At 69.2% G+C, this 24,642-nt stretch carries 26 protein-coding genes; 17 read left to right on the top strand and 9 right to left on the bottom strand.

Annotation, left to right across the window (positions count from 1 at the left end):
- Window positions 1–171: 171 nt before the first annotated feature.
- The 4 genes from AB0J62_RS04585 to AB0J62_RS04570 are packed head-to-tail and all read left to right on the top strand — an operon-like array spanning window position 172 to window position 3,999.
- Complete coding sequence (locus tag AB0J62_RS04585) at window positions 172–1,119, top strand: ROK family protein (RefSeq protein ID WP_363864377.1); 948 nt, start codon at window positions 172–174, stop codon at window positions 1,117–1,119.
- Complete coding sequence (gene nagA, locus AB0J62_RS04580; RefSeq protein WP_363864375.1) at window positions 1,116–2,246, top strand: N-acetylglucosamine-6-phosphate deacetylase; 1,131 nt, start codon at window positions 1,116–1,118, stop codon at window positions 2,244–2,246. Before AB0J62_RS04585 ends, nagA begins: the two co-directional genes overlap by 4 nt.
- Window positions 2,234–3,148 (top strand): hexose kinase, encoded by a 915-nt coding sequence (locus AB0J62_RS04575; protein ID WP_363864373.1) that lies wholly within the window; start codon window positions 2,234–2,236, stop codon window positions 3,146–3,148. The genes nagA and AB0J62_RS04575 overlap by 13 nt, the downstream gene beginning before the upstream one ends.
- An 11-nt stretch (window positions 3,149–3,159) precedes the next feature.
- Window positions 3,160–3,999, top strand: a complete 840-nt coding sequence (locus AB0J62_RS04570) for a class II fructose-bisphosphate aldolase (protein ID WP_363864371.1) — start codon at window positions 3,160–3,162, stop codon at window positions 3,997–3,999.
- On the opposite strand, the gene AB0J62_RS04565 is transcribed toward AB0J62_RS04570, so the two are convergent.
- Complete coding sequence (locus AB0J62_RS04565) at window positions 3,996–4,250, bottom strand: hypothetical protein (RefSeq protein ID WP_363864369.1); 255 nt, start codon at window positions 4,248–4,250, stop codon at window positions 3,996–3,998. The genes AB0J62_RS04570 and AB0J62_RS04565 overlap by 4 nt on opposite strands.
- A gap of 74 nt (window positions 4,251–4,324) precedes the next feature.
- Here AB0J62_RS04565 and AB0J62_RS04560 point away from each other — a divergent pair, with 74 nt between their 5' ends.
- From AB0J62_RS04560 to AB0J62_RS04550, 3 genes are all read left to right on the top strand, one after another.
- Complete coding sequence (locus tag AB0J62_RS04560; protein WP_363864367.1) at window positions 4,325–4,882, top strand: hypothetical protein; 558 nt, start codon at window positions 4,325–4,327, stop codon at window positions 4,880–4,882.
- A gap of 75 nt (window positions 4,883–4,957) precedes the next feature.
- Entirely contained in the window at window positions 4,958–5,497 is a 540-nt protein-coding gene (locus tag AB0J62_RS04555; protein WP_363864365.1) for a hypothetical protein, read from the top strand.
- 1 nt (window position 5,498) lies between these two features.
- Window positions 5,499–6,761, top strand: a complete 1,263-nt coding sequence (locus AB0J62_RS04550; RefSeq protein ID WP_363864363.1) for an APC family permease — start codon at window positions 5,499–5,501, stop codon at window positions 6,759–6,761.
- On the opposite strand, the gene AB0J62_RS04545 is transcribed toward AB0J62_RS04550, so the two are convergent.
- From AB0J62_RS04545 to AB0J62_RS04530, 4 genes are all read right to left on the bottom strand, one after another.
- Window positions 6,727–7,779, bottom strand: a complete 1,053-nt coding sequence (locus AB0J62_RS04545) for an ABC transporter permease subunit (protein WP_363864361.1) — start codon at window positions 7,777–7,779, stop codon at window positions 6,727–6,729. The two genes, AB0J62_RS04550 and AB0J62_RS04545, sit on opposite strands and share 35 nt — an antisense overlap.
- Window positions 7,776–8,654, bottom strand: coding sequence for an ABC transporter ATP-binding protein (locus AB0J62_RS04540; protein WP_363864359.1), 879 nt, complete (start codon window positions 8,652–8,654; stop codon window positions 7,776–7,778). The genes AB0J62_RS04545 and AB0J62_RS04540 overlap by 4 nt, the downstream gene beginning before the upstream one ends.
- Window positions 8,651–9,043 carry a GntR family transcriptional regulator gene (locus tag AB0J62_RS04535; RefSeq protein WP_165549724.1) on the bottom strand — a complete coding sequence of 131 codons (393 nt, stop codon included), beginning with the start codon at window positions 9,041–9,043 and terminating at the stop codon, window positions 8,651–8,653. Before AB0J62_RS04535 ends, AB0J62_RS04540 begins: the two co-directional genes overlap by 4 nt.
- Window positions 9,044–9,116: 73 nt before the next feature.
- Entirely contained in the window at window positions 9,117–10,424 is a 1,308-nt protein-coding gene (locus AB0J62_RS04530; protein ID WP_363864357.1) for a deoxyribodipyrimidine photo-lyase, read from the bottom strand.
- A gap of 61 nt (window positions 10,425–10,485) precedes the next feature.
- Here AB0J62_RS04530 and AB0J62_RS04525 point away from each other — a divergent pair, with 61 nt between their 5' ends.
- The 10 genes from AB0J62_RS04525 (at window position 10,486) to AB0J62_RS04480 (ending at window position 18,869) form a co-directional block, all read left to right on the top strand.
- Entirely contained in the window at window positions 10,486–11,190 is a 705-nt protein-coding gene (locus tag AB0J62_RS04525; protein ID WP_238160532.1) for a metal-dependent transcriptional regulator, read from the top strand.
- 91 nt (window positions 11,191–11,281) lie between these two features.
- Complete coding sequence (locus AB0J62_RS04520; protein ID WP_363864355.1) at window positions 11,282–12,061, top strand: class I SAM-dependent methyltransferase; 780 nt, start codon at window positions 11,282–11,284, stop codon at window positions 12,059–12,061.
- Between the two features lie 44 nt (window positions 12,062–12,105).
- Entirely contained in the window at window positions 12,106–13,458 is a 1,353-nt protein-coding gene (gene pabB, locus AB0J62_RS04515; protein WP_363864353.1) for an aminodeoxychorismate synthase component I, read from the top strand.
- 12 nt (window positions 13,459–13,470) lie between these two features.
- Window positions 13,471–14,169 (top strand): aminotransferase class IV, encoded by a 699-nt coding sequence (locus AB0J62_RS04510; RefSeq protein ID WP_363864351.1) that lies wholly within the window; start codon window positions 13,471–13,473, stop codon window positions 14,167–14,169.
- Window positions 14,170–14,553: 384 nt separating this feature from the next.
- Entirely contained in the window at window positions 14,554–15,459 is a 906-nt protein-coding gene (locus tag AB0J62_RS04505) for an SPFH domain-containing protein (protein WP_363864349.1), read from the top strand.
- A 13-nt stretch (window positions 15,460–15,472) separates the two neighbouring features.
- Window positions 15,473–15,682: a hypothetical protein gene (locus tag AB0J62_RS04500; protein WP_363864347.1), complete on the top strand. Its 210-nt coding sequence runs from the start codon at window positions 15,473–15,475 to the stop codon at window positions 15,680–15,682.
- A 345-nt stretch (window positions 15,683–16,027) separates the two neighbouring features.
- Window positions 16,028–16,630, top strand: coding sequence for a GPP34 family phosphoprotein (locus AB0J62_RS04495; protein WP_363864345.1), 603 nt, complete (start codon window positions 16,028–16,030; stop codon window positions 16,628–16,630).
- A 58-nt stretch (window positions 16,631–16,688) separates the two neighbouring features.
- Window positions 16,689–17,048 carry a GntR family transcriptional regulator gene (locus AB0J62_RS04490; RefSeq protein ID WP_363864343.1) on the top strand — a complete coding sequence of 120 codons (360 nt, stop codon included), beginning with the start codon at window positions 16,689–16,691 and terminating at the stop codon, window positions 17,046–17,048.
- A 166-nt stretch (window positions 17,049–17,214) separates the two neighbouring features.
- Window positions 17,215–18,108 carry an ABC transporter ATP-binding protein gene (locus tag AB0J62_RS04485; RefSeq protein WP_363864341.1) on the top strand — a complete coding sequence of 298 codons (894 nt, stop codon included), beginning with the start codon at window positions 17,215–17,217 and terminating at the stop codon, window positions 18,106–18,108.
- Window positions 18,108–18,869 carry a hypothetical protein gene (locus AB0J62_RS04480; RefSeq protein ID WP_363864339.1) on the top strand — a complete coding sequence of 254 codons (762 nt, stop codon included), beginning with the start codon at window positions 18,108–18,110 and terminating at the stop codon, window positions 18,867–18,869. Before AB0J62_RS04485 ends, AB0J62_RS04480 begins: the two co-directional genes overlap by 1 nt.
- 399 nt (window positions 18,870–19,268) lie before the next feature.
- Here AB0J62_RS04480 and AB0J62_RS04475 read toward each other — a convergent pair whose 3' ends face one another.
- From AB0J62_RS04475 to AB0J62_RS04460, 4 genes are all read right to left on the bottom strand, one after another.
- Complete coding sequence (locus tag AB0J62_RS04475; protein ID WP_363864337.1) at window positions 19,269–21,914, bottom strand: glycogen debranching protein; 2,646 nt, start codon at window positions 21,912–21,914, stop codon at window positions 19,269–19,271.
- A 41-nt stretch (window positions 21,915–21,955) separates the two neighbouring features.
- Window positions 21,956–22,960 carry a LacI family DNA-binding transcriptional regulator gene (locus tag AB0J62_RS04470; RefSeq protein WP_363864335.1) on the bottom strand — a complete coding sequence of 335 codons (1,005 nt, stop codon included), beginning with the start codon at window positions 22,958–22,960 and terminating at the stop codon, window positions 21,956–21,958.
- A gap of 74 nt (window positions 22,961–23,034) precedes the next feature.
- The gene (locus tag AB0J62_RS04465; RefSeq protein WP_363864333.1) at window positions 23,035–23,811 is read right to left on the bottom strand and encodes an LLM class flavin-dependent oxidoreductase; all 777 of its coding nucleotides are present in this window, start codon (window positions 23,809–23,811) and stop codon (window positions 23,035–23,037) included.
- A gap of 32 nt (window positions 23,812–23,843) precedes the next feature.
- Window positions 23,844–24,584, bottom strand: coding sequence for an SDR family oxidoreductase (locus AB0J62_RS04460; protein WP_363864331.1), 741 nt, complete (start codon window positions 24,582–24,584; stop codon window positions 23,844–23,846).
- Between the last annotated feature and the right edge of the window lie 58 nt (window positions 24,585–24,642).

The raw sequence follows: 24,642 nt of genomic DNA, 5'->3' as shown, positions 1-24,642 counted from the left end.
CCGCATCGTGGATCCCCCGGAAACCGTGGATTCCCTGCCCACGGCTCCCGGGAGACACTGATTCACCCCGCTGCACACCCCTTCACACCGCGCCCCGGTCCACGTGAGTTTTGTCCCGTGTTTTGCTCATGGATGTTCGGACCGCCGGGTAACGCTGCATAATGGCGCTCCGTGGACCCCTGTGAAGTCGTGGTTGCCGTCGACCTCGGTGGAACCCGGATGAAGTGCGGCCTGGTCGCCGCCGACGGTGCCGTGCTGCACCGCGAGACCAGGCCTACTCCCCGGGACGCTGGGGGCCGTGCCGTGCTCGACGCACTGCTGGAGACCGTCGTCGAGCTCAGCCAGAAGGCGACCGCCGACGGGCACCGGGTGCGCGCGATCGGCGTCGTGGTGCCCGGCGTCATCGACGCCGAGCACGGGACGGTCGGCGCCGAGAACCTGGAGTGGGTCGCGACACCGGTACTGGCCGAGCTGAAGGCGGCGATCAGCGACGATGTGCCGATCGTTCTCGCCCACGACGTCCGCGGCGGCGGGTACGCCGAGCTGCGCCAGGGCGCCCTGGCCGGTACGACGAACTCGATGTTCCTGCCCCTCGGCACCGGGATCGCCGCCGCGATGATCGTGGACGGATCCCTGGTCAGCGGTGACGGGTACGCCGGTGAGCTCGGCCACTCGAAGTTCATCTACGGCGACGCGGCCGAGCTCTGCGCCTGCGGTCAGTGGGGCTGCCTCGAGACGGTCGCCTCCGCCGCCGCGCTGGCCAGGCGGTACACGGCGCGGACGGGACGAACCGTCGACGGCGCCCGCGAGGTGATGGAGTTGCTCGCGGCCGGAGACCCGGACGCGGCACAGGTCTGGCAGGACGCGCTGGCGGCTCTGATCGACGCTCTGGTCCTCTATACGACTCTGGTCGCACCGACCCGCATCGCGATCGGCGGCGGCCTCGTAGGGGCCGGCGAGACGCTGCTGCAGCCGCTGCGCGAGGGTGTGCATGCGCGCCTGACGTTCCAGCGCGAGCCCGAGATCGTGGCCGCGGTGCTGGGCGAGGAGGCGGGCATGCTGGGCGCCGCGCAGATGGCGTGGGACAGCGTTAACGCCGACGAGGAGGAGACGGCATGACGACGTACCGCGTGGGCCGGGTGGTCACGCCGGACGATGTACTCGAGAACGCCTGGATCCAGGTGGTCGACGAGGACATCCACGCGTTCGGGCGCCGGTCCGAGGGGATGCCCGCCGACGGCAAGCGGCCCGAGGATCTGGGCAACGTCACCGTCGTGCCGGGGTTCGTCGACATCCACACGCACGGTGGCGGCGGGTCGACGTACTCGACCACCGATCCGGAGGAAGCGCGCAAGGTCGCGGCCTTCCACGGCAAGCACGGTACGACGACCACGCTCGCCAGTCTCGTGACGTCGCCGCTCGACGTACTCGTCGACCAGACCGCCTGTCTGGCGGAGCTGATCACCGACGGCGTGATCGCCGGCGTGCACCTCGAAGGACCGTTCCTGTCCGCGGCGCGGTGTGGTGCGCACGACCCGGCGCTGCTGCGGCCGCCGCTCAAGGACGACGTGGCGAAGGTGCTCAGCGACGCGGTCAAGATGGTGACGATCGCGCCGGAGCTCGAGAACGGGCTGGAAGCGATCCGCCAGGTCGTCGACGCCGGCGCGGTCGCGGCGCTCGGGCACACGGACGCGACGTACGAGCAGATGGTCGCCGGGGCGGATGCCGGTGCGACCGTCGCGACGCACCTGTTCAACGGGATGCGGCCGTTCCATCACCGCGATCCCGGCCCGGTCGGCGCCGCGCTGAACGACGAGCGGCTGCTGCTCGAGGTGATCAACGACGGTATGCACCTCGATCCGCAGGTGGTCCGGGTCGCGCTCGCGGCCGCCGGGGTGAACCGGATCGCGCTGATCACCGACGCGACGGAGGCGACCGGGATGCCGGACGGGCGGTACAAGCTCGGCAACCTCGAGGTCGACGTCAAGGACGGCCTCGTGACGCTTGCCCACGGCAAGCATTCGATCGCCGGCAGCACCTTGACCATGGACGTTGCCTACCGCAACGCGGTGAAGTCCGGAGTGTCGCTGGTGGACGCGTCGCGGATGGCGTCGACGACGCCGGCGCAGACCTTCGGCTGGTACGACGTCGGCTCGATCGAGACCGGCAAGCGGGCGGACCTGGTGCTGCTCGACGACGAGTACGCCGTGCAGAAAGTGATGCGGGCCGGGTCGTGGCTGGACTGATCGGGACCGTCACGCTCAACCTCGCGCTGGACGTGACGTACGAGGTCGACGAACTGCAGATCGGCGGGAGCCATCGCGTCGATCGGATCCGCCGGCGAGCGGGCGGCAAGGGCGTCAATGTCGCGCGGGTCGCGGCCACGCTCGGGCATCAGGTGCTGGTGCTCGGGTTCGTCGGTGGTGTGACGGGCGAGCTCGTCGCCGAGGAGTTGTTCGATGCCGGGCTGACCGCGCTGCTCACCCCGATCGCGGGGGAGACCCGCCGTACCGTTGCCATTGTCAACGGTGTCGACGGGGACGCGACGATCTTCAACGAGGCCGGTCCGACGGTGAGTGCCGACGAGTGGCGGGCGTTCCTGGACCGGATGCCGTGGGGGCGGATGGGTGTGCTCGCGTGTTCGGGCAGCCTGCCGCCGGGACTGCCGTCCGACGCCTACGCGGAGCTCGCGGTGCGGGCGCGGCATCACGACGTACTGTCGGTGATCGATACCGGCGGTGATGCGTTGGCGGCCGCGGCTCGTGCGGGCGCGGTGGTACGGGCGAATGCGTCCGAGTTGCGTGCTGCTGTTGGTGATGTGGAGGTCGAGGAGGGCGCGTCGGAGCTGGTCGCGCTCGGTGCGTCCGCTGCGGTCATCACCGACGGCCCACGCGGGATGGTTGCCGCCAGCAAGAAAGGCGTCTGGCGGGCGCTGCCGGTCGAGACCGTCAGCGGAAATCCGACCGGCGCGGGCGATGCCTGTACGGCGGTCGTCGCGGCAGCTGTTGCGGAATCATCCGAGCCCGACTGGTCCGTCGTCCTCAAGTCGGCCGTCGCCGCATCGGCTGCCGCGGTGCTGACACCCGTTGCCGGAGACATCGATCTGGCCGCCTACCGCCGCTGGCAACCGCAAGTCGTCGTTCACTAGAAGGAGTTCTCATGCCGTTGGTTTCCGGGGCCGAGGTTGTGCTGGCTGCGGCCAAGGCCGGTCGTGGTGTCGGTGCGTTCAACGTGATCCAGCTGGAGCACGCGACCGCGTTGATCGCAGGTGCGGAGCAGGTCGGTGCGCCGGTGATCCTGCAGATCAGTGAGAACGCGGTGAAGTACCACGGCGCGCTCAAGCCGATCGGGCTCGGCACGCTGGCTGCCGCGGCGGCCGCGACGGTGCCGGTCGTCGTACACCTGGATCACGCGATGGACCGGGACCTGGTCACCGAGGCGGTCGCGCTCGGGTTCACGTCGGTGATGTACGACGCCTCCAAGCTCGAGTACGCCGACAACGTGGCGGCGACGTCCGACGTGGTTGCGTACTGCCATGACCACGGGGTCTTCGTCGAGGCCGAGATCGGCGAGGTCGGCGGGAAGGACGGCGTCCACGCACCCGGTGCCCGCACCCGCCCCGACGAGGCACTCGCCTTCGCCGAGGCCACCGGCGTCGACGCACTGGCGGTCGCGGTCGGCTCGAGCCACGCCATGACGGAGCGCACCGCGACGCTCGACTTCGACCTCATCACGCAACTCCGCGACGCCGTGCCGGTGCCCCTGGTCCTGCACGGCTCGTCGGGAGTCGCCGATCCGGACCTCACCCGGGCCGTCGAGGCCGGCATGACCAAGGTCAACATCGCCACCCATCTGAACAACGTCTTCACCGGCGTCGTTCGCGAGGTGCTCGCCGAGAACCCCAAGCTGGTCGATACGCGGAAGTACCTCGGCCCGGCCCGCGACGCCGTGGCGGCTGAAGTCGCACGACTGCTGGGTGTGCTGAAGGCGACGGCCTAGATCCCGGCGGCACCCCGGATCCAGTGCGCGCGCAGATCGTCGCGGGCGACCTGGACCTGCTCGCGGGTCGCCGGGTCGGGCACCTCGAAATCGTCGATCAGCCGGGTGAGCGCCATCTCGACCGCCGCGACCAGCGCGTCCTCCTCGGACAGGTCGGACTCGGCCACTCCGCGCAGCCCGGCCGCGAGCGCGGTGAGCCCGGCCCGCTCCTGGTCGGTGAACTGCACCCGGATCTCGGTCCTGCTGTCCACGCCGCCTCCTCAGGTGGTTGCTACAGTCATGGTGCAATGCAACGATCATGTTGCACAAGAGTGAGGGGTCGCGGATGACCGTGGCGGTGGACGAGACGCTGCGTACGGCGGCCATCGCCGTACTGGCCGAGCACGGCTGGGCCGGGGTGACGCTGGAGCGGGTCGCGGAGAAGGTCGGCCGGTCCCGGGTCACGCTCTGGCGGCAGGGCCTGACCGTCGAGGCGCTGCTGGACTCCTTGCTGGACGCGCTGGCCGACGACTACCGGGACACGATGTGGCCGGTGCTGGCCGGTTCCGGGACCGGCCGTGAGGGCCTGATCCGCACGATCGAGGCGCTGTTCGACGTGATCGACCGGCATCTCCCGCTGATGTTGTCGTCGGACCTGGTGTTCCATCAGGAACAGGCCCGCAACGGGCCGGTCTCGTTCCTGGATCCGTTCGAGCGGTTCCTCCGTGAGGGTGAAGCTGACGGAACCCTGCACCCGCACGGCCGGGTCAGCGACGTGGCCGAGGTGCTGATGGTGTCGGCCGCCTTCACCTATGTGCACATGCGCGGCCGGCACCACTGGTCCCGGTCGCGGGCCCGGCGCCTGACCCTCGACCTGGTACTCCGCGGCGTACTGGAGGCATGAAACACGCCTGTTGCATTTCCTGCAACGAGCATGTTTCACTAACGGCATCATCAGCTTCTCCTGGAGGAGACCGCCATGACACTGCCGTACGCCGAACCGCTGATCCGTCGTGAGCCGCAGCCCCGGGTGATTCCCGAGCCGCTGCGCGTCGGCGAGCCCGGTGGGGATCCCTGTGGACTGTGCAGCTGGCTCACCGGCCTGGACGACACCGCGACCACCCGGGACGCTGCGGACAAACCGCTCTGGTACGACGACGACTGGGCGCTCTGCCGGGCGACCGGCGTCACCATCCCCGGCGTGGTCTGGCTGACCAGCCGCGCCCACCACGACTCGTTCGCCGACCTGCCGGATGCCTTGGCCCGCAGCTACGGGCCGATGGTCGCCCGGGTCGAGCGGGCCGTTCTCGCGCTCGGCGACATCGCCCGGGTGCACGTCTATCGTTGGGGCGACGGCTCGGCTCATTTTCATGTGTGGTTCTACCCGCGGCCGCTGGGAATGCTCGAGGCCAGGCGGGAGATGCTGCCGCTGTGGGCCGATGTCCTGCCCGAAGCCCCCAAGGAGGTCGTCGCCGATGCCGAGGACAAGATCGCGGCGGCGTTGGCGGCGGACAGCTGACATGAACGCATCCAGGCCGGAGCAGACGGGCGAGGCCCGGCTGGCGCGGCGGCTCGGGCTGGGTGACGCGGTCCTGATCGGGCTCGGGTCGATGGTTGGTGCCGGTGTGTTCGCGGTCTGGTCGCCGGCCGCGCACGCCGCCGGCTCATGGCTGCTCCTCGGCCTGGCGATCGCAGCAGTTGTCGCCTACTGCAACGCAGCCTCCTCGGCACAGTTGGCCGCGGTCTACCCGGTGTCCGGCGGCACGTACATCTATGGCCGCGAACGCTTGGGGGAGTGGTGGGGCTTCGCCGCAGGGTGGTGCTTCGTGATCGGGAAGACCGCGTCCTGCGCCGCGATGGCGCTGACCTTCGCGACGTACGTCGTTCCCGACGAATGGCTGCAACGCCTGCTGGCCCTTGCGGCTGTTCTGGTCCTTGCCGCCGTCAACTATCGCGGTGTGACCAGAACGGCCCGCCTGACCAGGATCCTCGTCACCTGCACGTTCGTCGTGCTCGCCCTGGTCCTCGTCCTGCTCTACACCGGCGAGCCCCACCATCACACGTCCGCCCCCACCTCGGCGTACGGCGTGCTGCAGTCGGCCGGTCTGCTGTTCTTCGCGTTCGCCGGTTACGCACGGATCGCGACCATGGGCGAGGAGGTCCGTGAGCCGGCCAGAACGATCCCGCGAGCCATCACCGTCGCGCTAGCCGTTGCTATCGGCATCTACCTGCTCGTCGCGGTCGCGCTGCTGCGGACCGGCGACCCCGCGTCGACCACGGCGCCCCTCGCGTCCGCGGTCGACGGGGTCGGTGCGGCCTGGGCGACACCGATCGTCCGGATCGGCGCCGCCCTCGCCAGCCTCGGCGCTCTGCTCGCCTTGATCGCCGGCATCGGCCGCACCACGCTCGCCATGGCCCGCAACCGGGACCTCCCGGGCTGGCTGGCCGCCGTACATCCCCGTTACCAGGTGCCGCACCACGCCGAGCTCGCGCTCGCGGCGGTCGTCGGCGTACTCGTGCTCACCACCGATCTGCGGGGCGTGATCGGCTTCTCGTCGTTCGGCGTCCTGCTGTACTACGCGATCGCGAACGCCTCTGCGTTCACCCAGCCGGCCGACCAGCGTCGCTGGCCGCGCGCCGTCAACGTGATCGGCCTGACCGGTTGCGTCGTACTCGCGGTCACGCTCCCGTGGACCTCCGCGGTCGTGGCTGCCGTCCTCCTCGCGGCAGCCCTCCTCGTACGCCGGTTCAGGACAGGTCGCGCCGAATCCGCCAGAAGCTGAACCCGGTCAGCCCCAACGCCAGGAGCATGAACAGGCCGAACTCCCGCCACTGCAGGTCCCAGAACGTCTCCTTGGGGAAGTAGCGCACGTGCTGCCGGTAGCCCTCGTCGGCAAGCCGCTGGAAACACGCCACCTCGGCCGGCGTGGTCCTCACCTGCTGCTTGGGGCCGGCAGGCGGCGGCCCGGGCGCACACGCCATGGTCCAGTCGGGCAGTGTGCTCAATTCCTTGCCGGACTTGTCCACCGTCTTGTCGGAGACCTTCCAGGCGGCGACCGTACCGGTGGCGACTTCCATCTCTTTCACCTGCTGATTCGCCCCGTCGCCGGTGATGCCGAACCCGCGGATGTTGTCCGCGGTCGCGACGATGTACCTGTCGACCGGTGCCAGCAGATGCGGCCGGATCAACGACGGGGTGAGGATCTGGATCAAGATCACCGCCGCCAGGGTGATCGCGAGTGCCACCAGGGTGCGGCGGACCACCAGCCCGATCGCGACTCCGAGAGCGAACGCGAACGCCGCGTAGCCGACCGGGACCAGCCCGCGGGCGGAGAAGGTCGACGGGAACATTCGCGGTAGGTAGGTGTTTGAATCCTGGCCGGTGTTCAGTGCGTCGTCGATCGGTGCCGACCACCACGTCACAGCGAAGCTGAGCAGCCCGGTGATCGCCATCGCGGCCAGTCCGGTGACGCCGACCTTCACGGCGAGCCAACGCCAGCGGGAGATGCTCTGGCTCCACACCAGCCGATGCGTGCCGGTCTCCAGCTCGCGAGCGATCAGCGGCGCACCCCAGAACGCCCCGATCACCGGCGGTACGGCGTACAGCAGCACCTGACCGATCCGGTACAGCAACGGGTTGAGTCGCTCGTAGGCGAGGCTGTCGATGAAGGTGGTGGTGAGTCGGTGATAGTCGTCGAGCAGGTTCGGTCCGGTCACGGCGAGGAAGACCGCGGCCGCGACGATCACGGTTGCGACGACCAGGAACTGCACGCGGAACTGTCGCCAGGTCAGCCAGATCATCGCTGCACCTCCAGAACTGGGCGCTCCGGCTGGACGTCGCGGCCCATGTAGGCCAGCACCAGGTCCTCGAGCGTGAGTCGGGTGACCGTCCAGGCCGGATCGTGGATCGGCTGCTCGGTCCGGATCAGGTACGTCGACTGCCGGTCGGTGTGGCTCGCGGTCACGACGAACTGGTCCCGCGGCAGGTCCTTCGGATCGCGGCGCGGACCGGTCAACCGGTAGTGCGTGGCGAGCAGGGTGTCGATCTCACCGCTGACCTGCACCCGCGAATCGACGAGCACGATCACGTAGTCACAGGCACGCTCGACATCGGAGACCAGATGCGAGGACAGTACGACGCTGAGCTCCTGCTCCGCGACCGCCTCCATCAGGTCCTGCAGGAACTCGCGCCGGGCCAGCGGATCGAGTGCCGCGACGGGTTCGTCGAGCACGAGCAGCTCGGGTCGCTTCGCCAGACCGAGCGTGAGCGCGAGCTGCGCCCGCTGACCACCGGAGAGCTTGCCCGCCCGCTGCTTCGGATCGAGCTTCAGGTGCTGGATCCGCTGCTGTGCAAGGGATTCGTCCCACGCCGGATTGAGCCCTCGCCCGAGGCGCATGTGGTCCGCGATACTCAACCGCGCGTACGTCGGTGTGTCCTGCGCGACGTACCCGACCTTCGCCTGCTGCGCCCCGGCCGGCGCCCCCAGCACCTCGACGGTCCCCGCAGTGGGCGTCAGCATCCCCACGGCCAGGTTCAGCAACGTGCTCTTACCGGCGCCGTTGGGCCCGACCAGCCCCACCACATGCCCGGCCGGAACCTCCAGCTCACAATCGGTCAGCGCCCAGCGCCGCCCATACTTCTTGCCGAGCCCCTGGGCCCGCAGAACTGTGTTCACGCTATGTCCTCCTGAGCGGCGGACCGAAAGGTTGTCAGGAACAACGCCTCGATGCTCTCGTCGTCGAGGCCTGCTTTGCGCGCCTTGGCCAGCCAGCGGCGGAGGTCCTGGCGGAGCGGACCGTGCGCGGCGAGCGTGTTGTCGGTGAGGGTGCGGGTGACGAACGTGCCGCGCCCGGGCCGGGCCTGGACCAGACCCTCGTGCTCGAGCTCGCGGTACGCCTTGAGCACGGTGTTCGGGTTGATCGCCAGCGCGGCCACCACGTCCTTCACGGTCGGCAGCTGGTCCCCCTCCCGCAGCAGTCCGAGCCGCAACGCGTTCCGGACCTGCTGAACGATCTGCTGGTACGGCGAGACCCCCGACCGGCCGTCCAGATGGAACTCGATCATCCATAACCCCATTCATCTAGGTAACTAGCACTATAGGGGTATGGCGAGAGCGCTCGTCAAGGGCAGGGAGTGGTCAGCGAATCGCGGCGTACCGGCGGAGGGCCTCGGCGCGGGCCTCGCGGTGGTCGACGATCGGTCCCGGGTAGGCGTCGGCGCCGTACCGCCAGGGCTCGTGCGCCGCCTTGCCGTCGAGGTGCCGCAACTCGGGGATCCAGCGGCGGACGTACTCGCCGTCGGGGTCGAACTTCTGGCCCTGGCTTACCGGGTTGAAGATCCGGAAGTACGGCGCCGCATCCGCACCGCAACCGGCCACCCACTGCCAGTTGAGCGAGTTCGACGCCAGATCACCGTCGCGCAGCGACTTCATGAACCAGCGAGCGCCGAACCGCCAATGCACGTGCAGGTCCTTGACCAGGAACGATGCGACGACCATCCGCACCCGGTTGTGCATGAAGCCGGTCTCGGCCAACTGCCGCATCCCGGCGTCCACGATCGGGAACCCGGTCCGCCCCGCGCGCCACGCGTCGAACAGTTCGCCCGGTTCGTCGTACTGCATCTTGTCGAACTCCGGGCGCAGCGGCTTCCATGCGGCGTGCGGGTGGCGCGCGAGAAGGTCCGCGCAGAACTCGCGCCAGGCCAGCTCGCGGCGGTACGCCTCCGCACCGGCGCCGCGTTCGCGGGCCAGATCGGCGAGCATCGTCCGCGGGTGGATCTCGCCGTACTTCAACGGCACCGACATCCGCGAAGTGCTGTCCAGATCGGGCCGGTCCCGCTCGTCGTCGTACGCCGCGATGCGGTCGAGGTACGCCTTCCAGTGCTGGAGCGCAGCCTGCTCACCGGCTCCGTCTCCGGACGGCAACTCCTCGCCGGAAGCCTTCACCCACGTCACGTCGGCCGGCGCCTGCACCGGCTGTCGCCACCCGTGCTCCAGCCACGCTTTGAAGTACGGCGTGAACACCTGGTACGAGCGCCCCTGCTGATTCACCACCCGTCCCGGCGCCACGGCGTACGGCGATCCCGTCCGCCTCAGCGGACACTTCAATGAGGCTTCAACTTCTTGGTCACGCCGCTGTCCGTACGGCCCGTAGTCCGCGCTGACATGCACACTCGCGGCGCCGACCTCGTCCGCGATCGCCGGTACGACGGTTGCCGGATCGCCCCGCCGTACGACTAGCCGTCCGCCCATCGATTCGGAGAGACTGCGCAACGACGCCGCGAGGTGATCCCGCCGCGGATCGCCCGAACGCTCCCAGAGCAACGGATCCACCACGAACACGCCCAGGACGCGGCCGTCACCGGCAGCCACCGCGTCCAGCAGGGCCGGATTGTCCGCCAGTCGAAGGTCCCGGCGGAACCACATCACCGCTGTCATCGTGCTCATCATTCGCCAGTACCCAGCAGCGATTCGGTAAGGGTTGCCTCAATAGGTGAGAATGGTTGTCGTGAGCGAGCTGATCGATACCACCGAGATGTACCTGCGGACCGTCTACGAGCTGGAAGAAGAGGGCATCCTCCCTCTCCGGGCACGGATTGCCGAGCGCCTGCACCAGTCCGGTCCGACGGTCAGTCAGACGGTTGCGCGGATGGAGCGCGACGGTCTGATCAAGGTGGAGGGCGACCGCCATCTGGAGCTCACCGACGTCGGCCGCAAGCAGGCGGTCCGGGTGATGCGCAAGCACCGCCTCGCGGAGCGTCTCCTGGTCGATGTGATCGGGCTCGAGTGGGAGGACGTGCACGCCGAGGCCTGCCGCTGGGAGCACGTGATGAGCGACGCGGTCGAGCTGCGGCTGCTGAAGATCCTCGACAACCCGACCGAGTCGCCGTACGGCAACCCGATCCCGGGGCTGGAGGAGCTGCAGACCAGCGGTATCGCGAGCGGGATCGAGGACTTCCGGATCGGTGTCGAGCCGCTCGACCAGGTTCTTGACCAGTCCACCGGCGAGAGTGTGCGGGTGCTGGTCCGCCGCATCGCCGAGCCGGTGCAGACCGACGACGACGCGATGGCCGTCCTGCGTAAGGCCGGCGCGCTGCCCGGTCGCGAGGTGGACTCGACGATGGACACCGACGGCGTGCTGGTCGGCAGCCGCGAGGCCGGCGGCGTGATCAGCGACGAGACCGCCGGCCACATCTTCGTCAGCCGCGTCTAGCTCGGCACCTGCTCCCTGATCGTCAACTCTCTGTTAACGCTGAGCACCCGGCGAAGTACGCCGGGTCGCCAGCCGGTAGGTTCAGCCCGCGATGTCTGAGAACTTTGTTGATTGGCCGCAGTACCTGCGGGAATTCCACACCGCCGCACCCGGCAGCACCGAAGCGCTGTTGTCACGGGCAGTGTCCGGCGACCACACGCCGTACCGGTGGCTGGTCCGTGCCGTCTCGGGCGAGGCCCGCCGGGTGCTCGACCTCGCCTGCGGCAACGGGCCGGTGGCGCGTGAGCTGTACGGGCGCTGGGTGGTCGGTGTCGACAACAACCCCGCCCAGCTCGCCGGCGCGCCCGGTCCCAAGGTGCAGGCGGACGCCCTCCACCTCCCGTTCGCGAACGAGGTCTTCGACGTCGTCACGTGCTCGATGGGCCTGATGGTCCTCCAGCCGCTTGCCGACGTACTCGCGGAGGCGGCCCGGGTACTGCGGCGCGGCGGCGTGCTGGCGGCGATCGTGCCCGCCGTACGGCCGCTCCGGCGTGGGGACATCCGTACGTTGAGCGGCCTGACCACGCGGCTGCGGTCGACGCCGCAGTTCCCGGCCGGTGGCGAGATCACCGAGCTGAAGGACCAGCTCAAACACGCCGGCTTCGACGTGATGGAGAGCCAGCGCGAGCGGTACGTGTACATGATCCGCAGCCGCGACGACGCGATCCGGCTGATCAACGCGCTGTACCTCCCGGGTACGCCGGATGTCCGCCGCGACACCGCCGCCGCCTGGCTCGCGGATCGCGCCGAATCGAAGGACGGCCTCGAGGTCGCGATCCCGATCCGCCGCATCACCGCGATGCGCACGAAGGTCGCACTGACCATCTCCTGAGCGCTGGGGTCCGCTGCGGGCCCCGCGGTCGGTACGGTGTGCTTGTGAGTGCGCTGCGCTGGTCCGTCCGGACGCTCGATCGAGCGCTCGACGGCGAGACGGTCTACCGCGAGCTGCTGGCCGCCGAACCGGTCGCGTTCTGGCTGGACGGCAGTCTCACGGACCGTGCGTCGCGTCGCGTCTCCGTTCTGGGCACTTCGCTCGGGGCGGAGGTGATCGTCCGGGATGTTGCCGACGGCGACGTCTTCGCGGAGCTCAACGAGCTGCTCGCCGCGCAGTCCGCAGAGGCCCCTCCCGAGCTGGCCGGCCTCTTCTGCGGCGGCTATGTCGGGTACTTCGGATACGAGCTGAAGGCGCTCACCGGTGGCCGGGCCGCGCACGAATCGCCGACGCCGGACGCGCTCTGGATCTGGGCGAACCGGTTCGTCGTCATCGACCACGATCACGACCTGACCTACCTCGTCGCGGTCGGCGAACCGGGTGCCGGCGAGGACTGGCTGGACCGGGCTGAGGAGGCCGCCGCCGATTGGTGGATGGGCAGCCTCGAGCCGCCGGCCATCGCCACGCTCGACCTCGAGGCGCATCTCGAGCAGGACCGAGCGACGTACCTGGCCGGCATCGCACGCTGCCTGGAGGAGCTCGAGGCGGGGCAGACGTACGAGGTCAATCTGACCAACCGGGTCCGGCTGCCGGCAGTGCAGGACCCGTTCGAGTTCTTCCGCTGGCAGCGGTCCGCGAACCCGGCGCCGTACGCCGCCTTCCTCCGGTACGGCGATCTCGCGGTGGCGAGCTCCTCACCGGAGCGGTTCCTGACCGTCGACGCGGACGGCTGGGCCGAGTGCCGGCCGATCAAGGGGACCGCGCCGCGTGATCTCGACCCGGCGCAGGACCAGCTCGCGGCGAAGGCGCTGGCCGAGGATGACAAGACCCGGGCCGAGAACCTGATGATCGTCGACCTGATCCGCAACGACCTCGGCCGAGTGAGCGTGCCGGGGACGGTGACCGTGCCGCAGCTGATGCAGGTCGAGAGCTACCGGACCATGCACCAGCTGGTGACGACGGTCCGCGGCCGGTTGCGGGACGGCCTGACCGCGGTCGACGCGGTGCGGGCGTGCTTCCCGCCGGGGTCGATGACGGGTGCGCCGAAGATCCGCACGATGGAGATCATCGACGAGCTCGAGTGGAGCGCGCGCGGGGTGTACTCCGGCGCGCTCGGCTACCTGTCCTTGGACGGGCGGGCGGACCTGAGCGTGGTGATCCGGACGGCCGTGCTGACGCCGGACCAGACTGTGATCGGGGCAGGGGGCGCGATCGTGCTGGATTCCGACCCGGTCGCGGAGTACGAAGAAATGGTGCTGAAAGCAAGGGCAGCCGTCGGCGGGGCGGATCGCGGGTGAAGGGTGGGGGAGATGAGTGGTCTGCTGGTGGCGGATTCGTTCCTGGTTGCCAATGGCAAGGTCCGGGGATTGGAGCTGCACCGGGAGCGGTTCGTCCGGTCGTGCGCCGCGGCGGGGGTCGCCGCGGAGCGGTTCTGGGACGAGCAGGCCGGGCGGTTGCCCGGGTTCGGGCGGTGGTTCCCGCGGTTCGAGCTGCAGACGTCGGGTGAGCTCGCCGTACAGCTGCGGCCGGCGCCGCCGATCGGCGGTCGGGTGCGCGTCGCCGTACACGAAGGTCCTGATCCGCGGACCGCGCCGCGGGTCAAAGGTCCGGACCTGGAGTTGCTCGGGAAGCTGAAGGAGGCGGCGCCGGATCGTGCGGACGAGATCCTGCTGCTCGACGCCGACGGGACCGTGCTCGAGGCGGCGTACTCGGCGGTCGCGTGGTGGGAGGACGACACGCTCTGCTTCCCGCAGTCGGACCGTCCGCTGCTCGCTTCGGTGACCGCGCAGCTCCTGCGCCGGATCGCCGCCAATCAGGGCGTCGAGGTTTCCGAGCGGGCCGCCACGCCGCAGGACCTGCAGAACGCGACCGAGGCCTGGCTGGTGAACGCCCTGCACGGCATCCGTCCGATCCATGCCTGGGGCGCCTCGGCCATCGACCCGCTGCCCAACTCCCACTCCGCGCTCTGGCAGTCCCACCTCGAGTCCCTCGCATCCCGCCTCCCCTAACCCCCGCCTGTAACCCCGCCCCGCCCCTGGCCCGCCCCCGCCCTCGCCCCCGCCCTCGCCCCGCCTCCGCCCCCGCCCCCGCCCTCGCCCCGCCCCCGCCCCCGCCCCGCCTCCGCCCCCGCCTCCGCCCCCGCGGCTCGAACGTTTGAGGGGTTGACCCCTGAGACGGTCGCTTGACCCCGGAGATTCCGGGTATGCAACCGACCGTCTCGGGGGTCAACCCCTGAGAGGGTTCGGTGGTCGGTGGTCGGTGGTCGGTGGTCGGTGGACGGTGGACGGTGGACGGTGGTCGGTGGACGGGGCCGATGGTGCGGCTGAGGCGCCGCTTGTAAATGTGATATCACTTTGCTACCTTTGCGCTATTCAAGCAAGGGAGCGTGTGTGATGGTGGATGTCGCGGTGGAGATGCCGGCGCCGAAGGTGACCGAGCGAGCCGGCCGGGATCTGAACGGATGGCCGATGGCGCTGCTGGCCTTCGTATTGCTGGTGGCCGGGGTGTCCGGGCTCATCATCGGCGCGACCCACGACCGGGGCCCGCAGGTCGTGCTCGGCATCGCGGTGTTCGTGATCGGCCTGATCGTCGCCGCCGGGCTGACCGCGGTCTCGCCGGGCCGCGCCCGGGTGCTGCAGATCCTCGGGCGGTACGCCGGGACCGTGCGCACCAACGGTCTGCGCTGGGTGAATCCGATCTCGTCGCGGCGTGAGGTCTCGACCCGGATCCGCAACCACGAGACGGCCGTTGCCAAGGTCAACGATGCCGACGGCAACCCGATCGAGATCGCCGCGGTGGTGGTCTGGCAGGTCGAGGACACCGCGCAGGCGATGTTCGAGGTGGACGACTTCGTCGAGTTCGTCGCGATCCAGACCGAGACCGCGGTCCGGCACATCGCGAACAGCTACCCGTACGACGTGCACACCGAGGACGGCGTGCTGTCGCTGCGGGACAGCACCGACGAGATCACCGAGAAGTTGTCGGCGGAGATCGGTGCGCGGGTTCACGCGGCCGGGGTGCATGTGATCGAGTCGCGGATCACGCACCTCGCGTATGCGCCGGAGATCGCCCAGGCGATGCTGCGGCGCCAGCAGGCGGGTGCGGTCGTCGCCGCCCGGCAGCGGATCGTCGAAGGTGCGGTCGGCATGGTCGAGCTGGCGCTGGACCGGCTGTCCGAGCATGAGGTGGTCGAGCTGGACGAGGAGCGGAAGGCGACGATGGTCAGCAATCTGATGGTGGTGCTGTGCGGCGACCGTGACGCCCAGCCGGTGGTCAACGCCGGCTCGCTCTACCAGTGAGTGGTCGTCTGCCGTGGCTGTCGAACGCAAGAAGATCCTGCTCCGGCTGGATCCCGTGGTGCACGACGCGCTGGCCCGCTGGGCGGCCGACGACCTGCGCAGCACCAACGCCCAGATCGAGTACCTACTCCGCCGGGCCCTGGCCGACGCCGGCCGCCTCCCCGGCGGCCTGAGCAAACCCCGCCGCCCCGGCCGCCCTCCCAAGGAGGAACACGATGAGTAGAAAGCATGCAACGCTCGCCACGGACAACCACCCGGGCCCGCGCCCCGGCCCGAGAAGTGTCCGCGGTGCGGGAAGTGTCCGCGGTGCGGGAAGTGCGGGGAGTGTCCGCGGTGCGGGGAGTGCGGGAAGTGTCCGCGGTGCGGGGAGTGCCGGGGGAGTGTGGTGACAGTGAGGAGTTTGGGGAGTGCCCGCACTGCGGGAAGTGTGGGCGTGCCGCGAGCGGCCCGCGGGCTCGCCGGGCCGGCTGGTGCCGGGAGCGGGGCCAGGGGTGGGGCGGGCGCGCGGGTGGGGCCGAAGGTTGTTGCTCTTGGCAACTTGCAGCTTCCGGATTCCCTGGCGGCGCGGATGTTCTTGCTGTCTTGTGATTCGGAGCGGCAGCGGTTGGGGGCTCGGGGGAAGGTTGGGAAGGTCGTGCGGGCGGCGGCTTTGGTCGACCTCGTGCTGGGCGGGAATCTTGTTGATGACGGTGGGCGGGCTCGGGTGACGAACGCGCCGGCTCCGGCTGACCCTGTCCTGGCGGGGGTGCTCGAGGAAGTGCGGGCGATCCGGCCGCGTCGGTGGCGGTATTGGATTGAGCGGCGGCCGGGGGCGACAGTACGCCGGGTGCGCGACGAGCTGGATCATGCACGGCTGATCAAGGTCGAGCCGCATCGCATCCTGGGGATCTTCCCGGCGGACCGCATCACCATCCGCCACCCGCTGATGCGCCGGCAGCTCCTGCAAGCCGCGCACGACACCCTCCGCGCCTCGCGGCTCGTCTCCCGGGTCGATCTCCGAGACGCGTCGATGGTCGTACTCGCGTCGACCGCGGACCTGCGCACGATCGTCACCAAGGAGCAGCGCATCCGCCACAAGGACCGCCTGGCGCAACTCGCGGTCCGCGTCGGCCCCGTCGTACCGGCTCTGAAGAAGGCGCTCCAGCAGACGCAGTACTCCGCGGGCGGGTGACCCTGCGAGGGTCTACGGTTCGTTACTCAAGTACCTAACCAGGGAAGGGGGTGGGGTTGTGTTCGACGACCGGAGTCCGATCTATCTGCAGATCGCGGAGCAGATCAAGAACGACATCGTGACCGGTGCGCTGGCCGAGGACGAGCAGGTGATGTCGACCAACCAGTACGCCGCCTTCTACCGGATCAACCCGGCCACCGCGGCCAAGGGGTTCGCGCAACTGGTCGACGAGGGCGTGCTGTACAAGAAGCGCGGCATCGGGATGTTCGTCTCCCCGAACGCCCGCGACCTGCTCCGCACCGGCCGCCGCGACTCGTTCGTCGCCGACGTCGTCGACCCGATGATCCGCGAAGCCAAAGCAATCGGCATCCCGCTCAAAGACATCGTCCAGCACATCCGCACTTGGGGTGGGGACTGATGGCCTCTCGCCTACTGCGCGGCACTCGGCACGGCACCTCGCCGCACTGGAGGAAAGGCCACGATGAAACCACATCGAGGCCTCCCCTCCAGCACGCCGAGGCACCGCACCGAGCACCTGCTCGCTACGGCGAGCGACCATCAGCCCCCACCCATGGAGACGCCTGATGACCACCGCCCTGACTGTGAGGACCGAGAACCTTTCGGTGCGGTTCGCCGGGGTGCCGGCGTTGGATCGGCTCGATCTGCGGCTGGCGCCCGGGAAGATCCACGGGCTGCTCGGCCGGAACGGGTCCGGTAAGAGCACGCTCGCCGCGGTCCTGGCCGGGTTCCGCCGGCCCGACGAGGGTCGGGTCCTGATCGAGGGCGGCGACCTCGGTACGGCGCAGGAGCCGTACGAGAACGCCGTCGTCACCAGCCGCGTGTGCTTGATCCGCGAGTCCGGCGATCGCCCCGAGGCAGTGTCGGTCAAACAAGCGATCGCACTGGCCGCAGCGCTCCGCCCGTACTGGGACGCCCACCTCGCGAGCGACCTGCTGGACCGCTTCGAAGTACCGCTGAACAAGAAGATCCAGAAGCTCTCCCGCGGTAAGAAGTCCGCGCTCGGCGTCGTCCTCGGTCTGGCCAGCCGGGCTCCGCTGACGATCTTCGACGAGAGCTACCTGGGCATGGACGTCCCGTCGCGGAACCTGTTCTACGACGCGCTGCTTGCCGACTACACCGAAGGACCGCGCACGTTCGTGCTGTCCACCCACCTGGTCAGCGAGGTCAGCGCGATGCTCGAGGAGGTCGTCATCCTCGACAACGGCCGCCTCGTCACCCAGTCGCCGGTGGACTCGTTGCGCGGTCGCGGCGCCTCGATCGTCGGGCCGGCCGCAGCCGTGGACAAGTTCACCGCCGGCTTCACCGTGCTCGCGGAGGAACGGCTGGGCGGCACCAAGTCCACCACGGTCCTCGGCGACCTCGACCCGGCGCTGCTCGGGCAGGCGACGGCGGCCGGCCTGGAGATCGGTCCGGTCGGCCTGCAGGACCTCTTCGTCCACCTGACAGGAGCCCGCTGATGACCACGAAAGCCGAGGCGGCGCTTCCGCGGGAGGCAACCGACTGGCGCCGGTTGAAGACCGTGCTGCTGTCGATGGCAGTGGGTATGCGGCAGATGCTCGTCGGCTACTGGATCGTGATGATCGTTGCGTTCCTGGTCATCGGGCTCGTCATACAGCTCGCCACGAGCGGTGTCAGCAGCAGCATGTGGGACTACGGAACCCAGTCGCCGAAGTACTTCTCGCTGGCGATCGGCGTGACGCTCACCCCGGCGTACCTGGTGTTGCTCGTTGCGCACGGCGTCACCCGGCGGATGTATGCGGTTGCCTCAGGCATCTACCTGACGGGCGCTGCCGCGGCCACCTCGATCGTGTGGGTGCTGGCATACCAGGTGGAGCACGCGCTCTACGCATCGCAGGGCTGGCCGGACAGGTTGACCAACCCGCACCTGTTCACCAGCACCTCGCAGGTCGGTCTGGTGTTCGCCGAATTCTTCCTGCTGATCCTGTCCCACGAAGTGACGGGCTGGTTGCTCGGCATCACCTTCGTCCGGCTCGGCTTCTGGCGCGGTCTGCTGATGCTGCCGCTCGCGTTGATCCCCGCGGTGGCCGCCGAGTTCCTGCTCGTCGCGCAATGGCTCGCCGGCATCCTCACCAACGCCGGATATCACCGGCCGCCACTCGCCGTCGCCGTACCGTCCGTCCTTCTGGTCAGCGCGCTCGGCGTGTATGCCGGGTATCGCATTCTGCAACCGATGGCGCTCAAACCCGCTAAGGGCTAAGACACGTTATGCACAGGGGGTGTGCATAACCGGGACAGTTTCTGTGGATTGCCGCGCGATCACTGTGGACGACCGAAACTGTTGCCAGGAAAGGCTTGTGCGACCTCCGCTGAGAGCGTAGAAATATCGACACGCCGCTTCGGACTGGAGCGGTGGGTCGATCGGAAACCGAGGGCCCTCGCGGTGGGGATCCCCACCGAGGTAGACCGGTGACGGGGTCTGCCGGCCTCCACGGACCCGTATCGGGAAGCTGGAGACGTCACTTTCCTTCAGCTGGTGCGGGCCCCTCCGGCTCATACTCGGAGGGGCCCGCCATCTTGAACCCGGCGGTGCAGGAAAGATGTGGAAAGACAGAACCCCGAGGTCGCGAACGACCTCGGGGTTCTGCGTGCGGAGTTCTCAGCGGAGTGTGATTCTCAGTTCGGTGTGAGAGCCCTTCGCCGGCACCTGGACCTCCGTCCCGCGGGTGGTGGTGACGAGCTTGTACTGCGCCGACCGGCCGTCGACCGTCACACTCTTCACCTTCGCCCCGGACGGGAGTACGGCGCCGACCGTGAGCGCCGCGCCCACGCCCTTCACGGTTACATCGGTCGACAATGCCTTACCTGTAAGGCGTGCGGCGACATCGACCGAGCCGCGACCGACGCGGATGTTGCTACCGGCCACCTTCTGCTGTCCGGCCGGGATCTGCGGCACCACGGCGATCCTGCCGTGCCCGAGGTCGGGGTCGACGCCGAGCTGCTGGTGGATCACCGGCCAGAGGATGCCGTACGCACCCCACGCCTGCAGCGCCATCGAACGGTCGTAGAACGGCCGGCCGATATTCGCCGGCGAGTCCGGCGACGGGGCGATCTCCGGCATCGCGCCGGGGGTCTCCCAGACCGACGGGTCGAGCTGGATCCGGGCGTTGCCGGTCGTGTACGCCTGCTGCTGCTTCGCGCCCATCCGGCCGAAGTTGCCTTCCGCAACGGCCATGATCGACGTGTTCAGACCGAAGATGCTGCGCTCACTCTTCACCTGCGACACCACCGGATCGCACGTTGCGCCGGGGTTGCCGGCCGGGTCCGAGGTCGCACCGGTGCCGGTGTGGAACAGGCCGAATTCGCCTGTGTAGCAAGCCGTTTCGCGCTGGTCGAGTGCGATGTTCGCGTGGTCGGTCGAGGCGAGCGGCGAGGCCGGCTGTCCGGGTCGGTCCAGTACCGCCTCCATCGGTGTCACACCGATCCAGTGCCGCTGGAAGATCGGAGTGTTGTCGTTCGCCGGGTTGGCCGGGTCGTCGATCGAGTCGGCGTACCCCTTCGCCTGCGGTACCCACCACTGCGCCTCGAAGCGGGACTCGAGGTCGTTCGCGCGGGTGGTGGCCCACTGCTGCACCTTCGTGTCGTGCTTGGACGCGGCCAGGTCGGCGAGGTCGGTCAGACCGCGGATCAGGTAGACGGTGTTGTCCAGCTTCTCCACGCCCATCCCGGTGCGCTCGACGTTCCCCAGGCCCTCCGGCCAGCCGTCGCCGTCCTTGTCCAGCTCGCGGTACACGTACTGCAGGTTCCGCACGCTGAAGTCGTACATCTCGTCGCGGAACTTGTTGTCACCCGTCCACCGCCACAGCAGCGCGACCGTGCTCGGGAACTTCACCGTCTCGTCGGTGTTGCCCGCGCTCTGGTTCGAGCCGAAGTACACCGAACCGGTCGGGGTGACCTCGTGCGCGACCTTGCCGCTGCGGTTGTTCAGGATGTCGCTGACGTCGCGTAGCGCTTTGAGATGGTCCTTGACGGTGTCGAACTGACCCGCTGCGACCGCGGCGAACGCGGTGTACTCACCGTCGGTCGCGAACAGCCACGGATAGTCCGGGAAGCCGGCGCCGAACCACCGCGCGGTCTGGACGGTCCCGGCCGGTGCCGGGTAGTCCTTGCCCTCGTTGACGTCCCGGATCTGCAGGTTGTGTGCCTCCTGCACCGAGTCGGCGAGGTTCTGCTTGCTCCACTCGACGCTCTGCTGCAGCAGCCGGTCACCAGGAAGGTCCACTGCGGACTGCGCGTCGATCTGCTGCCGTGTGGAGGTCTTTGCCCGCAGCAACTTCTCGGGATTGCTCAGGGCCTTGCCGTACTCGCGCTGCGCGGCCTGGCTGCCCTGGTCCGATCCGGCCACTGCGAACCAGATCGTCTTCTGCTGACCCGCTGACAACTTCACGTCGTACGTGAGCCGGCCGCCGGTGCCCTTGCCGACGAGCGAGTCGTCGCAGCGTGCGGGCGTCGTCCCATCCTTCGGGCAGATCACCGCGGGGCTCTGCGGCCCGCGGTGGTCCGGACCAAGGGCGTGATCCGTCGGACGCAGGGACGATCCGACGAACGCGGCATAGTCGTGCGCCGTCGCGTTCGGGTACGACGGAGTGCCCTGCTCGCGGAACCGGAGCGCGCCGTCGGTGTAGTCGCCGGTGTCCGGCAGGTTGGCGTCGGCTGCGCCCGGAGTCGTCCAGTCCCACGGGTACGACTGCATCAGCTCGGAGTGTGCGTCCACGTCGAGCTTGACCGTCTTCGCCGTACTCGAGCTGAGCGTGAGGCCGACCAGCGTCGCACGAACCCCGTCGGGGACGAAGTCGGTACGGCGTACGTCGACGGAACCGGAGTAGTCGATCCGGCTGTAGCCGTGACCGCTGGTGTACTTCGCGGCGGCGACGTCCTTGCCGAGCCAGTTGCCGTCGAGGCCGAACCAGATGCCGTCGAGCAACTTGATCGGCTGGGTCCAGAAGCCGCCCATCTCGCCGCGGATGTGCCAGCCGGAGGCGGGGTAGAGGCCCGTCTCGTCGCCCATCGCGTACGCGCGATCGCCGACGACCAGCGACCGCCGGTCGGCGAGGCGGGTGGTCTCGGACAGCTCCGACGATCGGGCCGAAGCCGTCGGGGTCGAGTTGGTTCTGGAAGGCCCAGCGATCGCCGAGGCGGTGCCCGCGAGGACGGTCGCGGCGGCGAGCAGGGCGATCCCGGCCGTCCGGCGTACCGGTCTGCGGCCGGGTGGAGAGCTACTGCGGTTGGTCGGACAGGGAGTCATGGCGGTTCCTCCTTCTCACGGCGCCCGGGGACGCGCCGAGGTCAGCCAGGGGCTGAGCTGCCCCTGATCACCAGTTCGGGTTGCAGCAAGCGTTCGCTCGGCGTGCCGTCGGGCGCGCCGGTGAGGATCGTGATCAGTTCGGCGGCGATGTGGTCCATCGGTTGCCGCAGACTGGTCAGGCCGGGGGAGACGACGTCCGCGAGCGGTGAGTCGTCGAAGCCGGTGACGCCGACCTGATGGCCGGCGGTGAGGCCGCGGCGGGTGAGTTCGCGGAGCGCGCCGAGCGCGAGAACGTCGCTCAGGGCAACGATCCCGTCGATCTCGCGGCCGGCGTCGAGCAGCGCCGCGGTGGCACGGGCGCCTTCGTCGAGGCTGTCCTCGCGGCAGCGCACGGACAGTCCGCTGATCGGCAGGCCGAGTGCCTTGCATTCGTCACGCCAACCGCCCGCGCGATCCTCGGCCAGACCGGACGTCTTCGGCCAGCCCAGGAACGCGATCCGCCGGCGGCCGGTCTCGTACAGGTGCCGGACCGCCATCGCGGAACCGGCCGCACCGTCGACGTCCACCCACGGACCCGGCTGCGTGGTCTGCTTCCACACCCGGCCGAAGCTGACGAACGGGATGCCCTGCTCTTTCAGCCAGCCGTGCCGCGGATCGTGCGTCTCGGTCTGCGACAGCACGAACCCGTCGACGAGCCGGCGGGCATGCAGATCGTCGTACGTCGGCATGCCGTCGATGCCGGGTGGTGCCGTGAACAGCAGGATGTGCCGGCCGGTGCGTTCGGCGGCCGCGCAGAGGGCGTGCAGGAACTGGTCCATCACCAGGTGGGTCTGGTTCGGCCAGTTCGGGACGCAGTAGCCGATCAGCTCGACCGCGCTGGTGCGCAGACTGCGGGCGTTACGATTGGGCCGGTAGTTGAGCAGCTCGATCGATTTGTTGACGCGTTCGAGTGTGTCCGGGCGGAGCCGGTGCGGGGCGTTCAGGGCGTTCGACACCGTCTGCACCGACACTTCGGCGTGGGCGGCGACCTGCTTGAGCGTAGCCACAGCGACCTCCCACGGGCGTTTTGAACGTTAAAAACATCCGCAGTCTGCCCCGGCCCCTCCACACTGTCAACGGTTCAGAGCGACGGCGGCCCCTGCCGGACGATCGCCAGCGTCTCCTCGACCGCCATCGGCGCGATCCACCGCCCCCACCACGCGGCCCCCGCCGCCGCGAACGCCGCCGGCTCACCCCCACTGACCTTCACCTCGCGCGCGCCGTCGTCCAGCAGTCGGCGGACATCCTCAGGGGTGATCTGCTGCGGCGCATCCGTGCTCCCCTTGTACGCACAAGACCCACCCCACCGGAGAATCCGTCGCCTGACAGCTGGCACCAACATGTTCCCGCCCACCCAGACAGGAATCCGCGGCTCCTGCACCGGCCGAGCCGTCAACCGCACGTCCTCCAAGCGGTAATGCTTCCCCACGAAGCTGACCCGCTCCCCACTCCACAGCCGGTCGATCAGCTCCAGCCCTTCGTCCAGCATCTCCGCCAGCACTTTCGGACTCTTCTCCTGCATGAACGGATCGCCCGGATCCCCGATCCCGACCCCCAGCACCATCCGCCCATCGGAGAGGTGATCCAGCGCAACAGCCTCCGCCGCCACCTTCCAGGGCCGCCGCCGGGGCAACGGCGTCACCGTCGTGCCGATACGGATCCGCTCGGTCACCACCGCCATCGCCGCCAGGCAGATCCACGGGTCGTACGTCGGCTGGGACGCGTCGCCCTGGTAGACGAGGTAGTCCTCCAGGAACAGCGCGTCCCAGCCAGAGTCCTCCACCACGCGGGCAAGCTCAGCCAGGCCGCGCGGATCCCGCCCGCCACCCACCGCCCCAACAGTGACCGAGAACTTCATGGAGCCGAGGCTAGAGACGGCCTCCGACAAAATCAGGCGGTGTGCCCGCCGTCGATGGTGAGTTCGGTGCCGGTGATGTAGGCGGCGTCAGGCCCGGCCAGGTAGGCGACAGCGGCGGCGATCTCGGTGGAGTCGCCGAAGCGGTCGATTGCCAGGTTGGCGCGCTGGACGGCGGCGAAAGGGCCGTCGGCGGGATTCAGGTCGGTGTTGATCGGGCCGGGCTGGATGACGTTCGACGTGATCCGGCGCGGCCCGAGTTCGCGCGCCAGCGCCTTGCTGAGCCCGGTCACAGCGGACTTGCTGAGCGCGTACAGCGTCATCCCCGGAGTCGTGACCCGGCCCGCGGCGCAGCTGCCGAGGTGGATCAACCGGCCACCGTCGGACAGCAGCGGTACGGCGGCCTGCGTCGCGGCGTACACACCCCGTACGTTGACCGCGAGCACCCGATCGACATCGGCGAGCGTGAGATCACCGATCGGCGCGATCGCTCCCACCCCGGCGTTGTTCACCAGAATGTCCAGCCCGCCAAGGGATTCCGCAGCCCGGCGTACGCCGTGGCCGACCGCGACCGCATCCGCGGCATCGACGGCGAGGGCAACGGCACGCCGCCCCAGGCTCTCGATCTCCTTCACTATCGTTGCCGCCGCATCCGCCGACGCGTTGTAGGTGATCACGACGTCGGCGCCCTTCGCCGCCAGCGCGATCGCGGTGGCCGCGCCGATCCCGCGGCTGCCACCTGTCACCATTGCCTTCTTGCCAAGCAGTTCGTTCATGCCGCCCAGTCCACGCGAGCCGCGACCGTGAAGCTGGCGAGAATCCGCCACCGGATCC

Origin of the sequence: Kribbella sp. NPDC049584, from assembly GCF_040675555.1 — a bacterium.
Classification (GTDB): domain Bacteria; phylum Actinomycetota; class Actinomycetes; order Propionibacteriales; family Kribbellaceae; genus Kribbella.
Note: the sequence above shows the minus strand (reverse complement) of the source record. Positions and strands in the feature narration are given on the sequence as shown.

Excerpts from the sequence above, each read along its gene's own strand:
- nagA (WP_363864375.1), top strand. The coding sequence starts at position 1,116 with ATGACGACGTACCGCGTGGGCCGGGTGGTCACGCCGGACGATGTACTC.
- AB0J62_RS04570 (WP_363864371.1), top strand. The coding sequence starts at position 3,160 with ATGCCGTTGGTTTCCGGGGCCGAGGTTGTGCTGGCTGCGGCCAAGGCC.
- AB0J62_RS04560 (WP_363864367.1), top strand. The coding sequence starts at position 4,325 with ATGACCGTGGCGGTGGACGAGACGCTGCGTACGGCGGCCATCGCCGTA.
- AB0J62_RS04555 (WP_363864365.1), top strand. The coding sequence starts at position 4,958 with ATGACACTGCCGTACGCCGAACCGCTGATCCGTCGTGAGCCGCAGCCC.
- AB0J62_RS04550 (WP_363864363.1), top strand. The coding sequence starts at position 5,499 with ATGAACGCATCCAGGCCGGAGCAGACGGGCGAGGCCCGGCTGGCGCGG.
- AB0J62_RS04545 (WP_363864361.1), bottom strand. The coding sequence starts at position 7,779 with ATGATCTGGCTGACCTGGCGACAGTTCCGCGTGCAGTTCCTGGTCGTC.
- AB0J62_RS04535 (WP_165549724.1), bottom strand. The coding sequence starts at position 9,043 with ATGATCGAGTTCCATCTGGACGGCCGGTCGGGGGTCTCGCCGTACCAG.
- AB0J62_RS04530 (WP_363864357.1), bottom strand. The coding sequence starts at position 10,424 with ATGAGCACGATGACAGCGGTGATGTGGTTCCGCCGGGACCTTCGACTG.
- AB0J62_RS04520 (WP_363864355.1), top strand. The coding sequence starts at position 11,282 with ATGTCTGAGAACTTTGTTGATTGGCCGCAGTACCTGCGGGAATTCCAC.
- AB0J62_RS04510 (WP_363864351.1), top strand. The coding sequence starts at position 13,471 with ATGAGTGGTCTGCTGGTGGCGGATTCGTTCCTGGTTGCCAATGGCAAG.
- AB0J62_RS04505 (WP_363864349.1), top strand. The coding sequence starts at position 14,554 with ATGGTGGATGTCGCGGTGGAGATGCCGGCGCCGAAGGTGACCGAGCGA.
- AB0J62_RS04495 (WP_363864345.1), top strand. The coding sequence starts at position 16,028 with ATGTTCTTGCTGTCTTGTGATTCGGAGCGGCAGCGGTTGGGGGCTCGG.
- AB0J62_RS04485 (WP_363864341.1), top strand. The coding sequence starts at position 17,215 with ATGACCACCGCCCTGACTGTGAGGACCGAGAACCTTTCGGTGCGGTTC.
- AB0J62_RS04480 (WP_363864339.1), top strand. The coding sequence starts at position 18,108 with ATGACCACGAAAGCCGAGGCGGCGCTTCCGCGGGAGGCAACCGACTGG.
- AB0J62_RS04475 (WP_363864337.1), bottom strand. The coding sequence starts at position 21,914 with ATGACTCCCTGTCCGACCAACCGCAGTAGCTCTCCACCCGGCCGCAGA.
- AB0J62_RS04465 (WP_363864333.1), bottom strand. The coding sequence starts at position 23,811 with ATGAAGTTCTCGGTCACTGTTGGGGCGGTGGGTGGCGGGCGGGATCCG.
- AB0J62_RS04460 (WP_363864331.1), bottom strand. The coding sequence starts at position 24,584 with ATGAACGAACTGCTTGGCAAGAAGGCAATGGTGACAGGTGGCAGCCGC.